Genomic DNA, 17,412 nt, shown 5'->3' with positions numbered 1-17,412 from the left:
TCCGACGCCATCGCGCTGACCGTTCAGGCGCAAGTGAAGTCTGGCTGCCGGCCGGGTAACTGCTCACTTGCGCCAGGCGGGGGCCATCCGTTCGGACATCTCGCGCCAGAACGTACGCAGGTCCTTGCGGTTGACCGCCTGCCAGTCCGCCCGCGCGCCCGGGCGGAACCACTGCCCGACGAGGTCGACCTGGTGGGCGCAGAAGACCTCCTCCATCTGGTACGGCAGCTCGTCGCCCTTGGGCGGCAGCGGGCACAACCGGAACGGGCAGTCGTCGATGCAGGTGGAGCCCGGTTGGACGTCGTGCGCCTGGCGGCGGCTGAGGGTGACCCGCATGGCGGTGCGGTCGATGGTGAGGCACGGAGGCAGCTCGGGCCGACTGGCCCGGGTGAGCCGGCGGGCCCGTTCGGCGCCGTCGCGGCCCCGGTCGGCGAGGTTGAGCAGCAGCATCACGTCGGCCAGCAGCCGCTGCGCCCGCGGTTCCAGGACCGCCCAGCCGTGCGAGGCCGGCAGCCAGGAGTCCTGGAGCCGGCGGATGCCGGGCTGTGGGCTGACCGTCCCCACCCGGCTGACGATCTCCCGTTCGTCGGTCCAGCAGTGTCGCTCGGGGTGCCGGTCGACGAGCGACTCGACGCACAGGTCCGCGACCCTGCGGACGAGCGGGTGCTCGGTGCCGCTGTGCCGGTACGGGGCGCGGTCGCCGCCGCCGGCGACCGAGGTCCAGAAGTCGACCAGCCCGCGCGGGTCCGATCCGTGGCCCCGTTCGCGCAGCGTCTCGCCGGGGTCGCGGGGCAGGGCCAGCAGGGTCAGCGCCTGGATGAGCACCAGGTGGGAGTACCAGAACCGGGAGTGCCGCAGCGCCTTCTCGGCCTCCTCGATCAGCAGGCTGCGGTGCGCCGGGTAGATCCGGCAGTTCGCCGCGAGGCGGAACCCCTGGGCGAGCGTGAGCTCGTAGACGCGGGCCCCGTCGGTGGCGTCGGTGGCCAGGCGGTGCACCCAGCGCTGGAGGAACCGGTGGGCCTCGTGCCGCCAGTTCGGTTCGCCGGGGCCGTGCTCGTCGTCGGCGTAGAGGAACAGCGACGGCGTCAGCCAGGTTCGCATCTCGTCGAGGCGCTCCCGGCGCGGTGGCTCGTTCGCCTGCGGCGGCTCGAAGAGCAGGTCGCGCAGCGCGCGTACGGCCGCATTGCCGCCAGCGGCGATCTCGCGGGCCGCGGCGAGCCGAGGAAGGTAGGACGTCTCGTCGGCCATCATGAGGAAAAGCTGGTCGTACTGCGGGGTGGGCCGCTGCGACCGGAGCCCGGTGGGATCGGGCGGCCGGTCCACGAGCTGCCGGGCGGCGTCGCCGTAGCGGTGCACGAGAGCGATCTTGGCGTCTTCGAGGGGGCGGTCGGTGACGGAACCGTCGCCCTGGTAGCGGCACCAGGCGTTGCGGATGGCCTGGGCCAGTCGCCGGTGCGAGGTGTGACCGGTCGTGGCGTCCATCTCGAGCGCGGCGGCGAACATCTCCAGCGCCCGGGTGCGGTTGCGGGTGCGTGTCGCCTCGTCGCAGAGCCGCCGCAGGAGAGCGACGGACCGGTTCCGGGTGGCCCTCGTGTGCCGGCCTGTCGTGGGCAGTCCCACCTTCTGCCGGACGGCGTCGCCGAGGCGGGACAGGTTCCCGGCCCGTACGGTCGGCTGCCGTCGCCCGTCCAGCTGCTCGAACGCGCCCGCGCTGCGGGTGTGCAGGGTGAGGGCGGCCAGCAGCTCCCGCCCGGGGCCGTGGTGGTGGGCGAAGGCACGATTGAGGAAGCCGGGGTCGCGCATGGCGGCGGTGAGGAAGCGCGAGCCGAGGTACGCCTGGATGACCCCGTGCTGGAAGCGCACCCCGTCCTGCCGCTTCACCACGATGTTCAGCGCGTCCCCGGTGGTCTCGGCCAGCCCGACGTCCTGGGCGTTGCCGGCGTCGAGCTTCCGCAGCCGGTTGCGCAGCTCGGTCAGGATCCACCGCTGGCCGGCGTCGGTGGCATCGTCGCCGCCGGTGAGTTCCGTCGTCCGCACCGACAGCCGGTTGTCGCGCAGCCCGATGCAGGCGAGGGCGGAGAGCACCTCGATCGCGTCGGCCCGTTCGACCTGCGGCAGGCCGTAGTCCTCGTACAGGTCGCCGGCGACGGTGGCGTCGCGCCACTCCTCCAGCAGGCACCACCGCAGCGCGGCCCTGCCAGGGCCCACCGGCTCGATACGGTCCAACCGGTCGACCTCGTAGAGCTGCCCGATGACCCGCAGGTAGAACGGCGAGTCCGCGACGTCGGCGGCCTTGACCAGCTCGGTGATGCGGTCCCACCGGTGGCTGGCTTTCGAGCGGCGGCTGCGGGCGCGCACGTATTCGAGGGCGGGGCCCTGGGCGAGCGGCTCCAGTTGCAGCAGCAGCGCGTCCAGCCCACGCAGCGGATCGTCGGGCCGCGAGGCGACCACCAGGGGGAGGCGTTCGCGGACCGCGGCCCGGATGGCGTCGCGCAGCACGCTGTCCCGGTCGGCGGGCTGGGCGGCGTCGGCGAGGCTCTCCTCCAGCCCGTCGGCGAGCACCACGAGGCGGTTCTCCAGCCAGAGCCTCCGCCAGATCCGGTCGGCCTCGCCCGCGGCGCGCAGCCGGGTGTCGATGGTGCGTTCGAACTGTTCGACGGCGAGCTGGCGGAAGTTCAGCTTCTCCGGATCGGTGACACTTCGCAGGTCGACCCCGACCGGTACGACGTCGGCGGCCATCAGCATCTCCGCGAGCCGCGCCAGGGTGGCCGTCTTGCCGGTGCCGATGCCGCCCACCAGCAGCAGGGGACGCCGGGTCTCCCGGTCCCGGAGCCGCTGGATCAGCAGCTCACACAGCTCGTCGCGGCCGACGACGTCACTCGGGTCGAGGCCCCGTTCCGCGCTGGGCAGCACCATCCGGCTGTTGCGCAGGACGTTGCGCCGGTACCAGCGGCGGACCGGGACGTACCGCCAGTAGTAGAAGAACGCGACCCCCAGCGCCGCGACCATCAGGGGCTTGACGAAGCCCTGCACCTGCCCGCAGTAGTACGCCCTCGGCTGGTCCTCCCCGCACCACTTCGTCACCGGCAGGAGACGCGGCTCGGTGTCGATGACCGTCAGGACCAGGGAGAGCAGGGTCCAGCCGAGCAACGTCCAGGCGACGGCGACGATCGTCCACCGCAGCCAGCGACGGTACCGCCACCTCACCCGGTTGCTGGCCCGCTCGTCGGACCGTCGGCGGCGGTCCCGCTCCGTCCGGCGTTCCCGTCGGGTGCGCCACCGGCGCCGGCGCTGGCGTAGCCACAGCTGGGCCGCCCAGACCGGACCACGTTTCGGCCCGCCCACGGTCACCCCCATGATCGACATGGCCGGTTACCGGACGGAGACGCCCCCGCCTCCCCCGCACGTTCACGGTAGTGCCGTTCCCGCAGGTGGAAGCCCGGTTTCGGCATTCCCTCGCGGCCCGTCCGCGCCCGTGCCGCGGCCACGCGTAGTGTCCCGGTGATCAGGTGGGGAGGTCAGGTCGTGCGTACGAGGCTGGAGGTGCCGCCGGCGGTCGAGGCGGAGCGGGTCATCACCGCCGTACTGGCCGACCTGCGTTCCGGCGACCACCGGGGCGTGGTCGTCGACTCGCCGCCGGGTGCCGGCAAGTCGACCCTGGTGGTGCGCGCCGCCGTCGAGCTGGCCGCCGCCGGTGAGCCGCTGATCGTCGTCGCGCAGACCAACGAGCAGGTCGACGACCTCATCGACCGCCTGGCGCGCAAGGCACCCGAGCTGCGCATCGGCCGGCTCTCCGCCGCCGACTACAAGCCGTCCGAGCGGGTCAGCGGCCACGAGACCGTCCGGGTCGCCGCGAAGGTCGCCGACCTCGGCGGTCCGGCCGTCATCATCGGTACGGCCGCCAAGTGGGCCACGGTCGCCGAGGGCTCCTGGCCGTGGGCGATCGTGGACGAGGCGTACCAGATGCGCTCCGACGCCCTGCTGCGCGTCGCCGGGCGGTTCGAGCGCGCCCTGTTCGTCGGCGATCCCGGCCAGCTCGACCCCTTCTCGACGGTGGAGACGGGGCGCTGGACGGGCCTGACGTGGGATCCGATGCAGTCGGCGGTGGCGGTGCTGCTGCGGCACAACCCGGAGCTGCCGGTGCACCGCCTGCCAGTGTCGTGGCGGCTGCCCGCCTCGGCGGCGCCGGTGGTCGCGGCGGCGTTCTACCCGTTCACCGGGTTCCGGGCCGGCACCCGCCCGGACGACCGGGCGTTGTGCCTCAGCGAGCCCGGCGTGGGGGACGCCCTCGACCGGGCGGTGGACCTGGCGGCGGCCAGCGGGTGGGCGCTTTACGAGCTGCCGGCGCGGCAGACCCTGCGTACCGATGCCGAGGCCGCCTCGGCCTGTGCGGCGCTGGCGCTGCGGGTGTTGGCGCGGGGCGCGGTCGCCGTCTCCGAGCACGCGCCGCAGGGCGCGCCCGTCACCGCCGACCGGATCGCCGTCGGGGCGGCGCACCGCGACCAGGTCGCGGCCATCCGCGCGCACCTGGGACCGGCGGGCGCCGGGATCACCGTCGACACCGCCAACCGGCTCCAGGGCCGGGAGTACGACGTGACGATCGTGCTGCACCCGCTGTCGGGGCGGCGGGACGCGACCGCGTTCCACCTGGAGTCGGGGCGGCTCTGCGTGCTGACGTCGCGGCACCGGCAGGCCTGCGTCGTGGTGGCGCGGGCCGGGATCGGTGAGCTGCTGGACGCCCACCCGTCGACGGAGACCGTGCACCTCGACGTGCCGGTCAAGTTCCCGGACGGCTGGGAGGCGCACCAGACGATCCTCGCCCTGCTCGCGGGCACGACGTCGGCCGCCTGACCCGACCGCCCGCCGGCCGCGTCCCGCCGCTCCTCGCCGGATGGTGATGGCTGATCTAACATCCATCAACATCAAATTCGGCTCCGGAGGGAACCTTCCCATGACGGGTCTACTCGCCCGCGTCCTCAGCTCGGCCCGGCTGGCACTCGCCGGCGTCGGTGCCGCGCTGCTCGCCGTGGTGGGCACCATCGCCGTCGTCGCCGCGCCCGCCCAGGCGGCCGGCCCGCGACCGCACTTCCAGATGCCGTTTCCCTGCGGCGAGACCTGGCGGCTGGCCACCTACTACGGCCACGACGACTACGACATCGACATGACCTACGCCGGCGGCAGCAACGGCCGGGCGATCCTCGCCTCCTACGGCGGCACCGTCACGTTCGCCGGCTGGGGCAACAGCGGCGGCTGGTACGTGGTGATCGACCACGGTGGCGGCTGGAAGACCTTCTACCTGCACATGATCGAGTCGCCGATGGTCCGTGCCGGGCAGTGGGTGTCGACCGGGCAGCAGTTGGGCCGGGTCGGCAGCACCGGGAACTCGACCGGCCCGCACCTGCACTACGAGCAGACGCGCGACGGCGTCAAGACCGAGGCGTACTTCAACGGCGTGCCCTCCGGCATCACCTCCGACGGCAGCCCGAACACCGGGCCGCTGTACGTCTCCGGCCCGACCTCGCCGGCCCGGTACGTGACCAGCCAGAACTGCGGGCAGGTCAAAACCAACCGCCAGGTGTACGAGTCCGGCAGCCACAGCGGCTGGCAGATGCTGCCGGTCAACAGTATCACCGGCTCGGTCACCGCGTCGATGGTCATGGGCACGAACAAGCTGCTCTACACGGTCAACGACGGCCGGGTGTACGAGGCGTCCAGCGACACCGGCTGGCGCAACCTGTGGACCGGCATCTCGGGGGTCAGCAACAACGCGCTCGCCGTGATCAACGTCGACGGGGTCAAGTACATCTACACCGTGGCCGGGGGCATGGTGCACGAGGCGGCGAGCAACAACGGTTGGCGCAACCTGAACACCGGTATCTCCGGGGTGAGCGGCAACGCGTTGGCCGCGATCAACCTCAACGGCGTCAAGCACGTCTACACCGTGGCCGGGGGCATGGTGCACGAGGCGGCGAGCAACAACGGTTGGCGCAACCTCAACTCCGGTATCTCCGGGGTCAGCGCGAACGCGTTGGCGGCGATCACCCTCAACGGCGTGAAGATCGTCTACACGGTGGTCGGAGGCTCGGTCCACGAGGCGGCCAGCAACACCGGTTGGCGGAACCTGAACACCGGTATCGCCGGGGTGAGCGCGGACGCGTTGGCGGCGATCAACCTCAACGGTGTGAAGATCGTCTACTCCGTTGCCGGGGGCATGGTCCACGAGGCGGGCAGCAGCACCGGCTGGCGGAACCTCAACTCCGGCGTACGCGGCACGGCCGTGTCGGCGACGAGCGTCAGCGGGGTGAAGGTCCTCTACACCGTCTGAGGGCCGGGGCGTTCCGGCCGCACAGGTGCGTCGACCCATTGCGGACGGCAGTGCGAATGCCGGGTGAAAGCCCGGAATGGGCGTTGTCGACATCCCGCCGTAGGCCAGGGCGGTGCCACCGGCCGGCTCTGCGCGACAGCGGCGCCTGCTGGGGGTTGTGCCGCGGTGGGCGGCGCCCGGCTCAGGCGCCGCCCTGGCGGTGGACCCGCCCCTCGCGGGTGACCGTGGACCGGTCGTGGTCGCGTTCGGTGCCCGCCGCTCCCGTCGCGGTGCGCAGGTGCCGGGCCTTCGGCGAATGCTCGACGGGCGAGCCCTGGCGGCCCCGGGCGCCGCTGCCGGGATGCTGTCGGCCGCGTGCCGACTCGCCGCCAGGATCGTGCTTGTTCTCCTTGTGGCTACCCATGCGGGGCGCGTACCCGATCCGCGGTCGGCTAGTCATCGCGCGCGCCGAGCCGGCGGCCCGGCGCGTGGGTCACCGGCTCGGGGTGGCGGTCTCACCGGCGGGGCAGCTCGACAGCGCGGGGAAGCGGACATCCGGCCGGGTACCGGAGCGAAGGTGACCGACAGCACAGCGGCCGGATTTCCGCCGCCGTCGATCACCGGAATTGATGTCGGCCTACCGATAGAACAGCACCCCTGCTGATCTACGGCGGTCGATAGCGTGTCGTGGCACAGGCCGTCCATGAAAGGCGGGCCATGAACGATTCCCATACCTCACTGTCCCGGCGCCGGATCCTGCTCGGCGCTGCCGCGGCCTCGGCGGTCACCGTCGCCGGGACGACCGCCGCACACGCCGCACCACCCACCGCACCGTCCGCCGGGGAAGCGCCCCAGGCCCGTCGTCTCGTCGCCCGGGACCGGATCGCCACCGCCCGGCTTGCCGGCGGGGCCGCCCGCTTTCAGCCGGACCTCCACGAACGCCTCGACGCCTGGCTGGCCTTCTGGTCGGCCAACTCGCCCCGGGTCTGGAGCACGCCGGTGCAGGTCGAAGGTCGGGTAAGCGCCGACGGCGACGCGTTCACGCTGCACGTGATCCGGGTCATCCGCGACGACGAGACGCGGGACGCCTTCGCCGCCGGGCGGTCGGACGCCGCCCACCTGGCCACGCTCGCCAGCCTGCACCACCACTTCCCGTCGGTCCGCGTCGAGGCCGGTGGCGCGCTGCGGGTCGCAGACGGGCCCGCCGGCTGGAGCGGGTCGGCGGAACAGGTCGCGTTCGCGGTCACCGCCTGCCGCGAACTGTGGGGGCTGCGCGCCGCCGACGCGACGGACTGGCAGGAACGCGTGAGCCGGGCAGGGCACGCGGCCGACCCCGCCTCCCGCTCCGGCTGGGCGGCTTTCACCAGGGAGAGTCAGCGGCGCGGGCTGCGGACCGAATCGTACTGACCATCGGAGGTAGGAAATGGCACGCAGCGAATTCCGGTTCGTGGTCGACGGCGTCGACCTGACCACCGAACAACAGAGCCTCATCGCGAGCGAGATCCAGAAGGCGGGCCTCAACGCGCTCTCCACCGCCGGCAAGAGGCTGACCAACCCGCTCGCGGTCGGGCACGCCAACCTCAAGCTCCGCCCCGAGTGGTACGGCCTGTGGGTCATCGACGGCCCGTTCGCCGAGGAACTCGGCCAGAAGATCAACGACATCGGCTTCTGGATGCAGCGGTGACGGACGCCGCCCATCGGCCGGACCCGCCGGAGCGGATGTGCCCGAGCACCCCCGCGGCCAACGCCACGGTGTTCCTCGGCATGATCACTCCGGCGGGGCGGGTCGCCTACGTCACTCCGCCGCTGCCCGCCGAGGTCGCCCTCGCCCAGGCCGGCACGGACACCCCGGTCGAGTCCCGCTACCGGCTCGCCGGCCCGTGCGTCACCGCCAGGTGCGGCTTCTGGACCGGCGAGCACTGTGGCCTCGGCGAACGGGTGGCAGCCTCCTACCAGGAGGTCGCCGGTCCGGCGGAGAACGACCTGCCGCGCTGTGCGATCCGGCGGACCTGCCGGTGGTACGCCGAGCAGGGACGCGCCGCCTGTGCCGCCTGCTCCCACGTGGTCACCGACGCCCGTTGACCCGCGTACGCCCGCTGGCGCGGGGTGCCGCGACGTAGAGGGCTCGCGATGTCCCACCGTTCCGCTACCGTCTGGGCGTCATGGATCCGCGGTACGACGAGGCCGTCATCGGGCGGGAGCATCCCGCGGGTCTGCTGCGCGCCGAGGTCGACCGGGTGACCGCCAGCCACGGCAACCTGGTCCTCGTCGCCGGGGAGCCCGGCATCGGCAAGACGACGCTGGTCACGGCGGCGGCCGGCGAAGCCCGTCGGCGGGGCGCGCTGGTGCTCGGCGCCGCCTGCTGGGATTCCGACAGCGCGCCCGGCTACTGGCCCTGGGTCCAGGTGCTGCGTGGCCTGCGCCGCTCGGCCGACGACTGGGCACTGGCCCGGGAGGCCGCCGAGCCCGCCCTCGCGGCCCTGCTGGGCGAGGCGACCGGTGGCACCGCCGGCGAGCCGGCGGACAGCGATGCCGGGGCGGTCGACGGCGCCGCCGACGAGGAGCCCAGCCGTCCGACCGATGACGACCGCGCCGACCAGAAGGAGTTCGCGCTCCATGACGCGGTGACCACCGCGCTGGTCGCGGTGTCCCAGCGCCGGCCGGTCGTGGTCGTGCTCGACGACCTGCACTGGGCCGATCCCGCCTCGATGCGGCTGCTGCGTTTCGCCGCGCAGCACACCTGGTTCGAGCGGCTGCTGCTGATCGGCACCTACCGCGACGCCGAGGTGGAGTCCCCCGACCACCCGTTGCGCCAGCTGCTGATGCCGCTGGTGGCGAAGGCGACCACGCTCACCCTCACCGGGCTGTCCCGCGACGAGGTGGCCGCGCTGATGACCCGCACGGCCGGCCGGGCACCCGACGACGGGCTCCTCGACGAGGTGCACCGACGCACCGGTGGCAACCCGTTCTTCGTGGAGCAGACCGCCAGGATCTGGCGCGCCGACGGCCGGGTCGGCCCGATTCCTCCCGGCGTACGGGAGGCGGTGCGCCGCCGCCTCGCCCAGTTGCCGGCGACGGTCGTCGAGGCGCTCACCGCCGCCGCCGTGCTGGGCCGGGAGTTCCACCGTCAGGTCCTCGCCGCCTGCGCGGGCACGCCGGCGGCGCAGGCGGACCGACTCCTCGACCGGGCGGTGACCGCCCGGCTCGTGGTGTCCCGCGGCGGCGGCCGGTTCGCCTTCGTCCACGATCTCGTCCGGGAGACCCTCTACGACGCGTTGCCCGACGACGACCGGCGCGATCGGCACGCTGCGGTCGTCCGGGCCGTCGACCGTGCACCGGCGCTCGCCGAGCGGCTGATCCCCGCCGACCTGGCCCGGCACGCCCATCTCGCCGGCGCCCACCTCGACCCGTCCCGGGCCGCCGACCTGCTGGTCGCCGCGGCGCGGGACGCGGGCGGCCGGCTGGCCGTGGACGAGTCGGTCGTCCACTTCCGTCGGGCGCTGGAGGTGGCCGCCGACCCGGCCCAACGCGTGAAGATCATGATCGAGTTGGGCCAGCTGCTGCACCACACGGGCGGGGGCGCCGAGGCCCGACGGCTGCTCGCCGAGGCCGCCACCCTGGCCGTGGCAGTCGACGATCCGGTGGTGCTGGCCCATGTCGCCCTCGTCGTCCACCGCCGCCACGAGAAGGGCACCGGGCGGGCCACCGATCCGGAGGGCGTGCTGCGCGAGGCGTACCGGCGGCTGATCGGCGAGTCCGCGGGTGCCCTCCCGGTCAGCACGCTCGTCACCGACCTGATCGCCGCCACCGAGTCCCTCGCCCGGCGCGGTCACGACGACGAGGCGCTCACCTTCAGCCTGTGGGCCCGCCACGACACCACCTGGGGGCTCGGCTCGGCCCGCGACCGGGCCGCGATCACGGCCGAGATCCGGGACGTGGCGCGTCGCGGCGGCGACCGGGAGACCGTGCTGTGGGCGACCGGGCTGCGCTGGGTCGCGCTGCTGGAACTGGGCGACCCCCGCTACCGCGACGAGCTCACCACCTTCGTCACCGCGGCCCGCCAGGCCGACGCCCGGCACCGCTCCGCCGCCACCATGGACGACGCCATCGTCGCGGCGTTCTGTGGCGAATTCGCCCGGGCCGACGAGCTGTTCGGCGAGCTGACCGGCCTCAGCGAATGGATTCACTCCGACTCCGCCTTCATGGCCCACCACACGCGCTGGTCGCAGTTGGAGTTGCAGGGCCGGTTCGACGAGGCCGACGCCCTGCTCGACGGGCTGGCCACGAGGGGATACCCCCACCCCGAGCTGGTCCGGGGCATCACCGCCGTCGAACGCGGCGACGTCGAGGCGGCCCTACGGCTGACCACCGACATCGAGGCCGCCGGCACGACGTACGGGGGATGGGTGTCGCCGCTGTGGCTGCGGTTGCGCGCCGAGGTCGCCGCCGCGAGCCGCGACCCCCGGCGCTGCGCCGAGGCCCGCGAGGCGCTGCGACCGCACCGCGGGCAGTGGCTGTCCGCGCTGTTCGGCTGCGACCTCAGCGGCCCCGTCGACCACTGGCTGGCCCTCGTCGACGCCGCGCAGGAACGCTGGGACGACGCGGTGGCCGGGTTCTCCGCCGCCCGCGACTCCGCCGACCGGCTGGGCGCCCGCCCGTGGTCGGTCCTGGCCCGCGCCGCCCTGGCCGACGCGCTGACCGGGCGCGACGGCCCCGGCGACGCGACGGCCGCCGCCGCGCTGCGCGTCGCCGCCGCGCGTGACGCCGCCGCCCTCGGCATGCGCCAGGTGCCTGGTCGACCACCGGGGGCGCCACCCTCGTCGGGCGACGCGCCGCCCGCCGACGACCCCGTGGCCGTCACCCCAACCACCGGGCCTGATCCGGCGCAGCCGTACGAGTTCCGCCGCGACGGGCCAGTCTGGCAGCTCGCCCACGCCGGCGTGGTGGCGCACCTGCCCGACGCGAAGGGCCTACGCGACCTGCATATTCTGCTGAGCCGGCCGGGCGTCGACGTTCCGGCGGTCGAGTTGCTCGACCCGGCGGCCGGGCCGGAACTCGTCGCCGCCCGCCGGATGGGCGGCGATCCGGTTCTCGACGACGAGGCGAAGGCCCGCTACCGGCGGCACCTGGAGCGGCTCGACGACGAGATCGACCGGGCCGCCGAGCGCGGCGCCGAGCGGCGGATGGCCGACCTCGACGCCGAGCGCGACGCCCTGCTCGCCGAGCTGCGCGCCGCCGCCGGGCTGGCCGGCCGCAGCCGCCGCCTCGGCGACGAGGCCGAGCGGGCCCGCAAGACGGTGACGGCCCGCATCCGCGACGTGCTGCGCAAGCTCGACCAGCGCCACCCGGCGCTCGCCGCCCACCTGCGCGACACCGTCTCCACCGGCAGCACCTGCCGCTACCTCCCACCTGATCCGCTGCCCTGGCGCCTCTGACCCGGGGCCGACGGGCGACGCGTCGTCGGTAAACCTCGCAGCCTCCCGCGGTGTCTTGCTGACTGATGAGACCAGGAGGCCAGATGCGAGATTCGCGTGGCGCGGAGTTCGACGACTTCGTCCGCACCCGGTCGGTGGCGCTGTTGCGGGTCGCCTACCTGCTGACGGGTGACCGGCACGCGGCCGAGGACCTGCTCCAGGAGGTGCTGGAGCAGGTGTTCGTGCGGTGGCGCCGCGTCCGGACCTCCCCGGAGGCGTACGCCCGGCGCGCTCTGGTCAACCGGTCGATCAACCGGTGGCGGCGGCGCGCCCGGCGGCCGGAGCGGGCCCTGGGTGACAACGACGGGGTCGCCCGGGACCATGCCGACGACATCGCGCTGCGCCAGGCGGTCGTCGCGGCGCTACGTGTCCTGCCGCCCCGGCAACGTGCCGCCGTCGTGCTCCGTTACCTGGAGGACCTGTCGGTCGCCGACGTCGCCGCCGCGTTGTGCTGCTCCGAGGGCGCGGTGAAGAGTCACGCCTCCCGTGGGCTGGCCCGCCTCCGGGAGTCGCTGGCCGGATCGAGTCTCGTCGTCACCCTGCCGACCAACACCAGGAGTTCACGATGACCATCGAAGAGAGCGACGTACGGACCCTCCTGCGTCGGGTCACCGACGACCTCACCGGCCGGCCGACCCTGCTCGACGACGTGCGACGGGGTGGGCGTCGCCGGTTGCTGCGCCGCCGAGCCGTCCTGGCCGCCGTGTGCGCCGTCGTGGTGGCGGTGCCCGTCGGCAGCGCACTGCACCTGTCGGACGGGGCTGCGGTCGAGGTAGCCTCGCCGTTGTTCGACGGGCCCACCCGCGGCGACCTGTCCGGCGACAGAGCGTATCTGCGGCAGGTCCGCGAGGCGTGGCGGCACCGGGTGAGGCAACTCGCGCTCGACTTCCGGGGCGATCCGCACGTGGTCTGGGCGGGCGACACGCCGGCCGGGCCCGCCGCCTACGTCGCGCAGCGGACCGCCAGCAACCCGGTGGTGTCCCGGCCGGATGGTGCCCGCCAGATCGGCCTGGTCGCGTTCGTCGAGCCCACCGCCGCCGGACCGCGGGTCATGACGACCGAGACACTCGTCGACTCCGGCAGGCACCGCAACTCACAGGCCGCGCTGCTCGGGCCGGGGCGCGACGTGCTGGTCGTGCTCGACGCTGGGCATCCGGTGGAGTTCTCGCCGACGCTGGAGTACGCGGCCGACGGCCGGATCGAGCGCACCTTCCAGCGGGTGACGTTCCGGGACGGTGCGGCCGTCCTGCCCGTGCCGGCGCAGCGCGACAGGTTGACCGTGGCCCTTTCCGAGACGCCGGTCAGCATGAAGAACGTCATCCACATCACCAACGCGACGGACATCCTCTTCCCCGAAGGGAAGGACAGCACGCCACCGCGGCAGCTCACCTACACATTGCCCGGCGCGGAGCGGGCGTGGGGCGCCGACCCGGCCGGGCAGGCTGACAAGTCCGTCCACGAGACGGACGCGCTCGCCGGCTACGTCGATGCCGGCGGCACCCACAGGGCCGGGGACTCTCCCTTGTTGACCGTCTACGGGGCTACCTCCGACGGCCGACGGCTGCTGCTCGAGACGATCCAGTACGACGACGACCCTGCCCGTGTGGTCGCACTGCTCGCTCGCGGAGACGCGCCCTTCCAGGCGGCTGCCAGCGGGTTCGTCGACTGGACGGCACCGCTGCCGGTGCGGCTGAGGCTGCCGGACGGGCAGGGCGTCCTTGTCACCGCCGAGGGTGCGACGCTGAGCTACCGGGTCGGCGCCGGACGATGGCACGACGCCGGGCGGGACGCGGCACTGCTTCCGGCCGCCGCCACCGAGGTACGGCTGACCGCCGTCGACGGCACGATCGCCACCGTTCCCGTCAGTTCCTGACCCCCCGCCGGGCACCACCACCACGCCGGTGGTGGTGCCCGGCGTCCACACCGGTCAGCGGCGGTTGTAGCGGTACATCGTCAGGGTGCCGAAGACCACCACGAAACCGGCGCTCCACAGCAGCGTCCACATCATGGCCGACGCGTCCGACCCGCCCGACATCACCGCGCGTACCGAGGCCACCAACTGCGAGATCGGGTTGACGTTGACGAACGCCTGGAGCCAGCCGGGCATGGTCGAGGGGTCGACGAACACGTTGCTCAGGAACGTCAGCGGGAAGAGCACCATCATGCTCACGCCCATCACGGACTTCTCGCTGCGCAACACGAGGCCGAAGAACGTCCAGACCCAGGAGAACGCGAACGAGAAGATCACCAGCAGGCCGATCCCGGCCAGTACGCCAGGCAGGCCGCCGGCGGGCCGGAACCCCAGCGCCAGCCCGACGCCGAGGATGACCACGGCGGCCAGGACGTAGCGCAGCACGTCGCCGAAGATCATGCCGACCAGCGGGGCCGGCCGCCAGACCGACAGGGTCCGGAACCGGTCGAAGACCCCCTTCTCGATGTCGGTGTTCAGCCCGACCCCGGTGTACATGGTGATCATCACGACGCTGGTCACCATGATGCCGGGCAGGAAGAACTGGAGGTAGTCGCGCGGGCTGTCGGCGAGGGCGCCGCCGAACAGGTACGTGAACATCAGCACCATGATGATCGGGAACGCCGTCACGTCGAACAGTTGCTCCGGCACGTGCTTGATCTTCAGCAGCGCGCGCCAGCCGAACGTGAGCGACGCCGTCAGCGCGTTCGGCCTGGGCGGTCGCGCGCCGGGCGCGAGGACGGTGGACAGCGCCTCCGCCGACGGTACGTAGACGGACGGGGCCCGTCCGGTCGTGGTGGCGTTGGTCATCGGGCTGCCTCCAGCTGGTCGTCCCGCTCGTCGGCCGCGACGGCGGGGTGGTCGGTCAGGGCCAGGAAGACCTCGTCGAGACTCGGCTGGCCGAGGGAGAAGTCGTCGACGACGATGCCCGCGCGGGCCAGGTCGCCGAGCGCCTGGGCGGCCTGCTCGCTGGCGTCGAGGTCGTTGCCGTCCCCGCCGACCCGGGCGGTCAGCGCGACCGGATCGGCTTCGAGCTGCACCGCCACGCCCAGCGCCGCCCGGAGCAACTGCTCGGCCTCGGGCCGCTGCCCCGCGTCGCGCAGCCGCAGGTGGACGGTGCCGGCGCCGACCGACGACTTCAGCTCGCCCGGGGTGCCCTCCGCGATCACCCGGCCGTGGTCCACCACCGCGATGCGGCCGGCGAGCTGGTCGGCCTCGTCGAGGTACTGCGTGGTCAGCAGCACGGTCGTGCCGTGTGCCACGACAGCCCGGACGATCTCCCACACCTGGTTGCGGCTGCGCGGGTCCAGCCCCGTCGTCGGCTCGTCGAGGAACAGCAGGTCGGGGGTGTTGAGGACGCTCGCCGCGATGTCGATGCGCCGTCGCATGCCGCCCGAGTACTTCTTGACCTGCCGGTCACCCGCCTCGGTGAGGCCGAACGCGGCGAGCATGCTCTCCGCCCGCTCCCGGGCGGCCGGCTTGCCGTGCCCGAGCAGGCGGGCGAGGAGCACCAGGTTCTCCCGCCCGGTCAGGTCCTCGTCCACGGAGGCGTACTGGCCGGTCAGGCTCATCCGGGCGCGTACGGCGTCGGCCTCGGCGACGACGTCGTGCCCGAAGACCCGCGCCCGCCCGCCGTCGGGGCGCAGCAGCGTCGCCAGCACCCGTACCGCCGTGGTCTTGCCGGCGCCGTTCGGGCCGAGCAGCCCGTAGACGGTGCCGGCGGGGACCTGGAGATCCATGCCGGCGAGCGCCCGGGTGTCTCCGAACGACCGGGTCAGGCCCTCGGCCTCGATTGCCAGGCCGGTACTGCGTTTCATTGTCCCTACCTTTCGCATGTGTCCAGGAGACGTACGGGCGCGCGGCGCGGCCGTCCGCGCCTGTTTCAACGAGGCCGGGAAGCTGTGGTTGTACTCGGGGGTGACCACGGCGAACGCCTCCGCCAGGCCGACCCGCGCGACGAACGACCGGACGGCCGGCGTCGGCTCGGACGGACAGCTGGCGGGAAGGACGTGGTCAGCATGATTCTCCCTCCCGGCTCCGGTCCCACCCGTCTGGCGCGAGGAGGCGGCCAGCGCCCGCCAGATCAGAACTAGCGGGGCGGGACGCCGGGAGGTTTCGTGACGGACGTGCGGATCGGGGCGCTGAGCAGCCCCGCTGGCCGAGCCTCAGGCGGGAAGGTAGTCGAAGGTGTCCGGGTTCGGGCCCTGCCGACCGGCTGCACCCCTGTCCAGCCCGGTGATCCGCTCCATCGCCGCGTCGTCCAGCTCGAAGTCGAAGATCCGGAAGTTCTCCTCGATCCGCTGCGGGGTGGTCGACTTCGGGAAGACGATGTCGCCGCGCTGGACGTGCCAGCGCAGCACCACCTGGGCCGGGGTGCGGCCGACCTGCTCGGCGATGTCGACGACCGTCGGGTCGGTGAGCACCTTGCCCTGCGCGATCGGCGACCACGCCTCGGTGGGGATGCCGTGCGCCGCCCCGTACGCGCGCACCTCCTCGTTGCCGAAGTAGGGGTGGACCTCGACCTGGTTGACCGCCGGCGGCACCTCCGCCTCGGCGGCCAGCCGCTCCAGGTGCGGCACCTGGAAGTTCGACACCCCGATGGAACGGGCCCGGCCGTCGCGCTGGAACCCCTCCAGCACCTTCCAGGTCGAGACGAAGTCCCCGTCGTAGCGGGTGGGCAGCGGCCAGTGGATCAGGAACAGGTCGACGTGGTCCATCTTCAGCGCGGCGAGCGTCGACTCGAACGCCTCGCGGGCGTCGTCGGGCCGGTGGAAGCCGTTGTTCAGCTTGCTGGTCACGAAGACCTCGTCGCGGCCCAGCCCGGACTCGCGGACGGCCTGGCCCACCTCGGCCTCGTTGCCGTACATCTCGGCGGTGTCGACGTGCCGGTAGCCGACCTCCAGGGCCTTGCGCACCGCCGCGACGGTGTCCTTCGGGTCGATCTGGAACACCCCGAAGCCGAGCTGCGGGATGGCGTTGCTGTCGTTCAGTGCGATGTCGGGAATGGCGTGCGCCATCGGGGCTCCTTCACGGGCGTACGGTGTCGGAAGCGCTTCCACCTCCGGCGGGCCGACCTGTGGCGTACCCCTGATCAGGGGTCTTACAACCGGTCATGCCGCGTCGGTCAGGGTGCCGACATGTCGGCGAGGGCGCGCACCGAGCGCCAGTTGCGGGTGGTCGCCACCACGCCGAGCTTCTTCTCCAGGTGGTTGTTGGTGAACTTCGACCGGCCGTAGCCGCCGTCGGGATAGTGCAGGTAGGCCTCGCGCCCGGTGACCGTGAACGCGAGCTTCTCGCCGTCGGGCACGGTCAGGGCGGCCACGGCGGAGGGGGCGGGCGCGGTCGCGAGGAACACCACCAGCAGCCGCGTCGGGTCGTTCTCCCGGTCGGCGTACGGGTTGCCGCCGGCCACCGCCGCCAACTCCCGGCCGCCGCGCACCAGCACCGGCACGGTCAGCCCCAACTCGTCGGCGAGGGCCCGCTCGATGCCCCGCGCCAGCGCGTCGGCGTCGCGCACGGTGCTGCCGAAGACCACGTTGCCGCTCTGCAGGTACGTCTTCACGTCGTCGTGGCCGAGGCCGGTGACGATCCGGCGCAGGTCGGCCATGGCCACCTTCGCGCCGCCGACGTTGACCCCGCGCAGTAGCGCGACCCACCTGTCCACG

The 17,412-nt window shown here is 73.2% G+C and carries 14 protein-coding genes and 1 pseudogene; 8 read left to right on the top strand and 7 right to left on the bottom strand.

What is annotated here, in order from left to right:
• Positions 1–63: 63 nt before the first annotated feature.
• The gene (locus AB0D32_RS00760) at positions 64–3,366 is read right to left on the bottom strand and encodes an NACHT domain-containing protein (protein WP_357082653.1); all 3,303 of its coding nucleotides are present in this window, start codon (positions 3,364–3,366) and stop codon (positions 64–66) included.
• 159 nt (positions 3,367–3,525) lie between these two features.
• Here AB0D32_RS00760 and AB0D32_RS00755 point away from each other — a divergent pair, with 159 nt between their 5' ends.
• Together AB0D32_RS00755 and AB0D32_RS00750 are read left to right on the top strand one after the other, a co-directional pair.
• The gene (locus tag AB0D32_RS00755; RefSeq protein ID WP_357082651.1) at positions 3,526–4,851 is read left to right on the top strand and encodes an AAA family ATPase; all 1,326 of its coding nucleotides are present in this window, start codon (positions 3,526–3,528) and stop codon (positions 4,849–4,851) included.
• A 241-nt stretch (positions 4,852–5,092) separates the two neighbouring features.
• Positions 5,093–6,325 carry a M23 family metallopeptidase gene (locus AB0D32_RS00750; RefSeq protein WP_357084143.1) on the top strand — a complete coding sequence of 411 codons (1,233 nt, stop codon included), beginning with the start codon at positions 5,093–5,095 and terminating at the stop codon, positions 6,323–6,325.
• A gap of 181 nt (positions 6,326–6,506) precedes the next feature.
• Here the strand turns inward: AB0D32_RS00750 and AB0D32_RS00745 are convergent, their stop codons facing one another.
• Entirely contained in the window at positions 6,507–6,728 is a 222-nt protein-coding gene (locus tag AB0D32_RS00745) for a hypothetical protein (RefSeq protein WP_357082648.1), read from the bottom strand.
• Positions 6,729–7,021: 293 nt separating this feature from the next.
• Between AB0D32_RS00745 and AB0D32_RS00740 the strand changes: the two genes are divergently transcribed.
• The 6 genes from AB0D32_RS00740 (at position 7,022) to AB0D32_RS00715 (ending at position 13,651) form a co-directional block, all read left to right on the top strand.
• Positions 7,022–7,711, top strand: a complete 690-nt coding sequence (locus AB0D32_RS00740; protein WP_357082645.1) for a hypothetical protein — start codon at positions 7,022–7,024, stop codon at positions 7,709–7,711.
• Between the two features lie 16 nt (positions 7,712–7,727).
• Positions 7,728–7,988, top strand: coding sequence for a hypothetical protein (locus tag AB0D32_RS00735; protein ID WP_357082642.1), 261 nt, complete (start codon positions 7,728–7,730; stop codon positions 7,986–7,988).
• Positions 7,985–8,386 carry a hypothetical protein gene (locus tag AB0D32_RS00730; protein WP_357082639.1) on the top strand — a complete coding sequence of 134 codons (402 nt, stop codon included), beginning with the start codon at positions 7,985–7,987 and terminating at the stop codon, positions 8,384–8,386. Before AB0D32_RS00735 ends, AB0D32_RS00730 begins: the two co-directional genes overlap by 4 nt.
• A gap of 80 nt (positions 8,387–8,466) precedes the next feature.
• Positions 8,467–11,739, top strand: a complete 3,273-nt coding sequence (locus tag AB0D32_RS00725) for an AAA family ATPase (RefSeq protein WP_357082636.1) — start codon at positions 8,467–8,469, stop codon at positions 11,737–11,739.
• An 83-nt stretch (positions 11,740–11,822) separates the two neighbouring features.
• Positions 11,823–12,347: a SigE family RNA polymerase sigma factor gene (locus AB0D32_RS00720; RefSeq protein ID WP_357082633.1), complete on the top strand. Its 525-nt coding sequence runs from the start codon at positions 11,823–11,825 to the stop codon at positions 12,345–12,347.
• A complete protein-coding gene (locus AB0D32_RS00715) occupies positions 12,344–13,651 on the top strand; it encodes a hypothetical protein (RefSeq protein WP_357082630.1) in 1,308 nt (435 codons plus the stop codon). Before AB0D32_RS00720 ends, AB0D32_RS00715 begins: the two co-directional genes overlap by 4 nt.
• A gap of 54 nt (positions 13,652–13,705) precedes the next feature.
• Here the strand turns inward: AB0D32_RS00715 and AB0D32_RS00710 are convergent, their stop codons facing one another.
• The 5 genes and pseudogenes from AB0D32_RS00710 to AB0D32_RS00690 all read right to left on the bottom strand — a co-directional run bounded on the left by AB0D32_RS00710 (position 13,706) and on the right by AB0D32_RS00690 (position 17,411).
• On the bottom strand, positions 13,706–14,557 hold the full coding sequence (locus tag AB0D32_RS00710) for an ABC transporter permease (RefSeq protein ID WP_357082627.1): 852 nt from the start codon (positions 14,555–14,557) through the stop codon (positions 13,706–13,708).
• The gene (locus AB0D32_RS00705; protein WP_357082624.1) at positions 14,554–15,564 is read right to left on the bottom strand and encodes an ATP-binding cassette domain-containing protein; all 1,011 of its coding nucleotides are present in this window, start codon (positions 15,562–15,564) and stop codon (positions 14,554–14,556) included. The genes AB0D32_RS00710 and AB0D32_RS00705 overlap by 4 nt, the downstream gene beginning before the upstream one ends.
• 45 nt (positions 15,565–15,609) lie before the next feature.
• A pseudogene (locus AB0D32_RS00700) lies at positions 15,610–15,819 on the bottom strand (NAD(P)H-dependent oxidoreductase); the annotation flags it as partial.
• A gap of 93 nt (positions 15,820–15,912) precedes the next feature.
• Positions 15,913–16,764 carry an aldo/keto reductase gene (locus tag AB0D32_RS00695; RefSeq protein WP_357082621.1) on the bottom strand — a complete coding sequence of 284 codons (852 nt, stop codon included), beginning with the start codon at positions 16,762–16,764 and terminating at the stop codon, positions 15,913–15,915.
• Positions 16,765–16,871: 107 nt separating this feature from the next.
• Entirely contained in the window at positions 16,872–17,411 is a 540-nt protein-coding gene (locus AB0D32_RS00690; protein WP_357082618.1) for a DUF1697 domain-containing protein, read from the bottom strand.
• Position 17,412: the final 1 nt, after the last annotated feature.

Source organism: Micromonospora sp. NPDC048170, from assembly GCF_040652795.1.
GTDB lineage: Bacteria > Actinomycetota > Actinomycetes > Mycobacteriales > Micromonosporaceae > Micromonospora.
The sequence above is the reverse complement of the archived record's forward strand: the minus strand, read 5'-3'. Positions and strand labels throughout refer to the sequence as shown.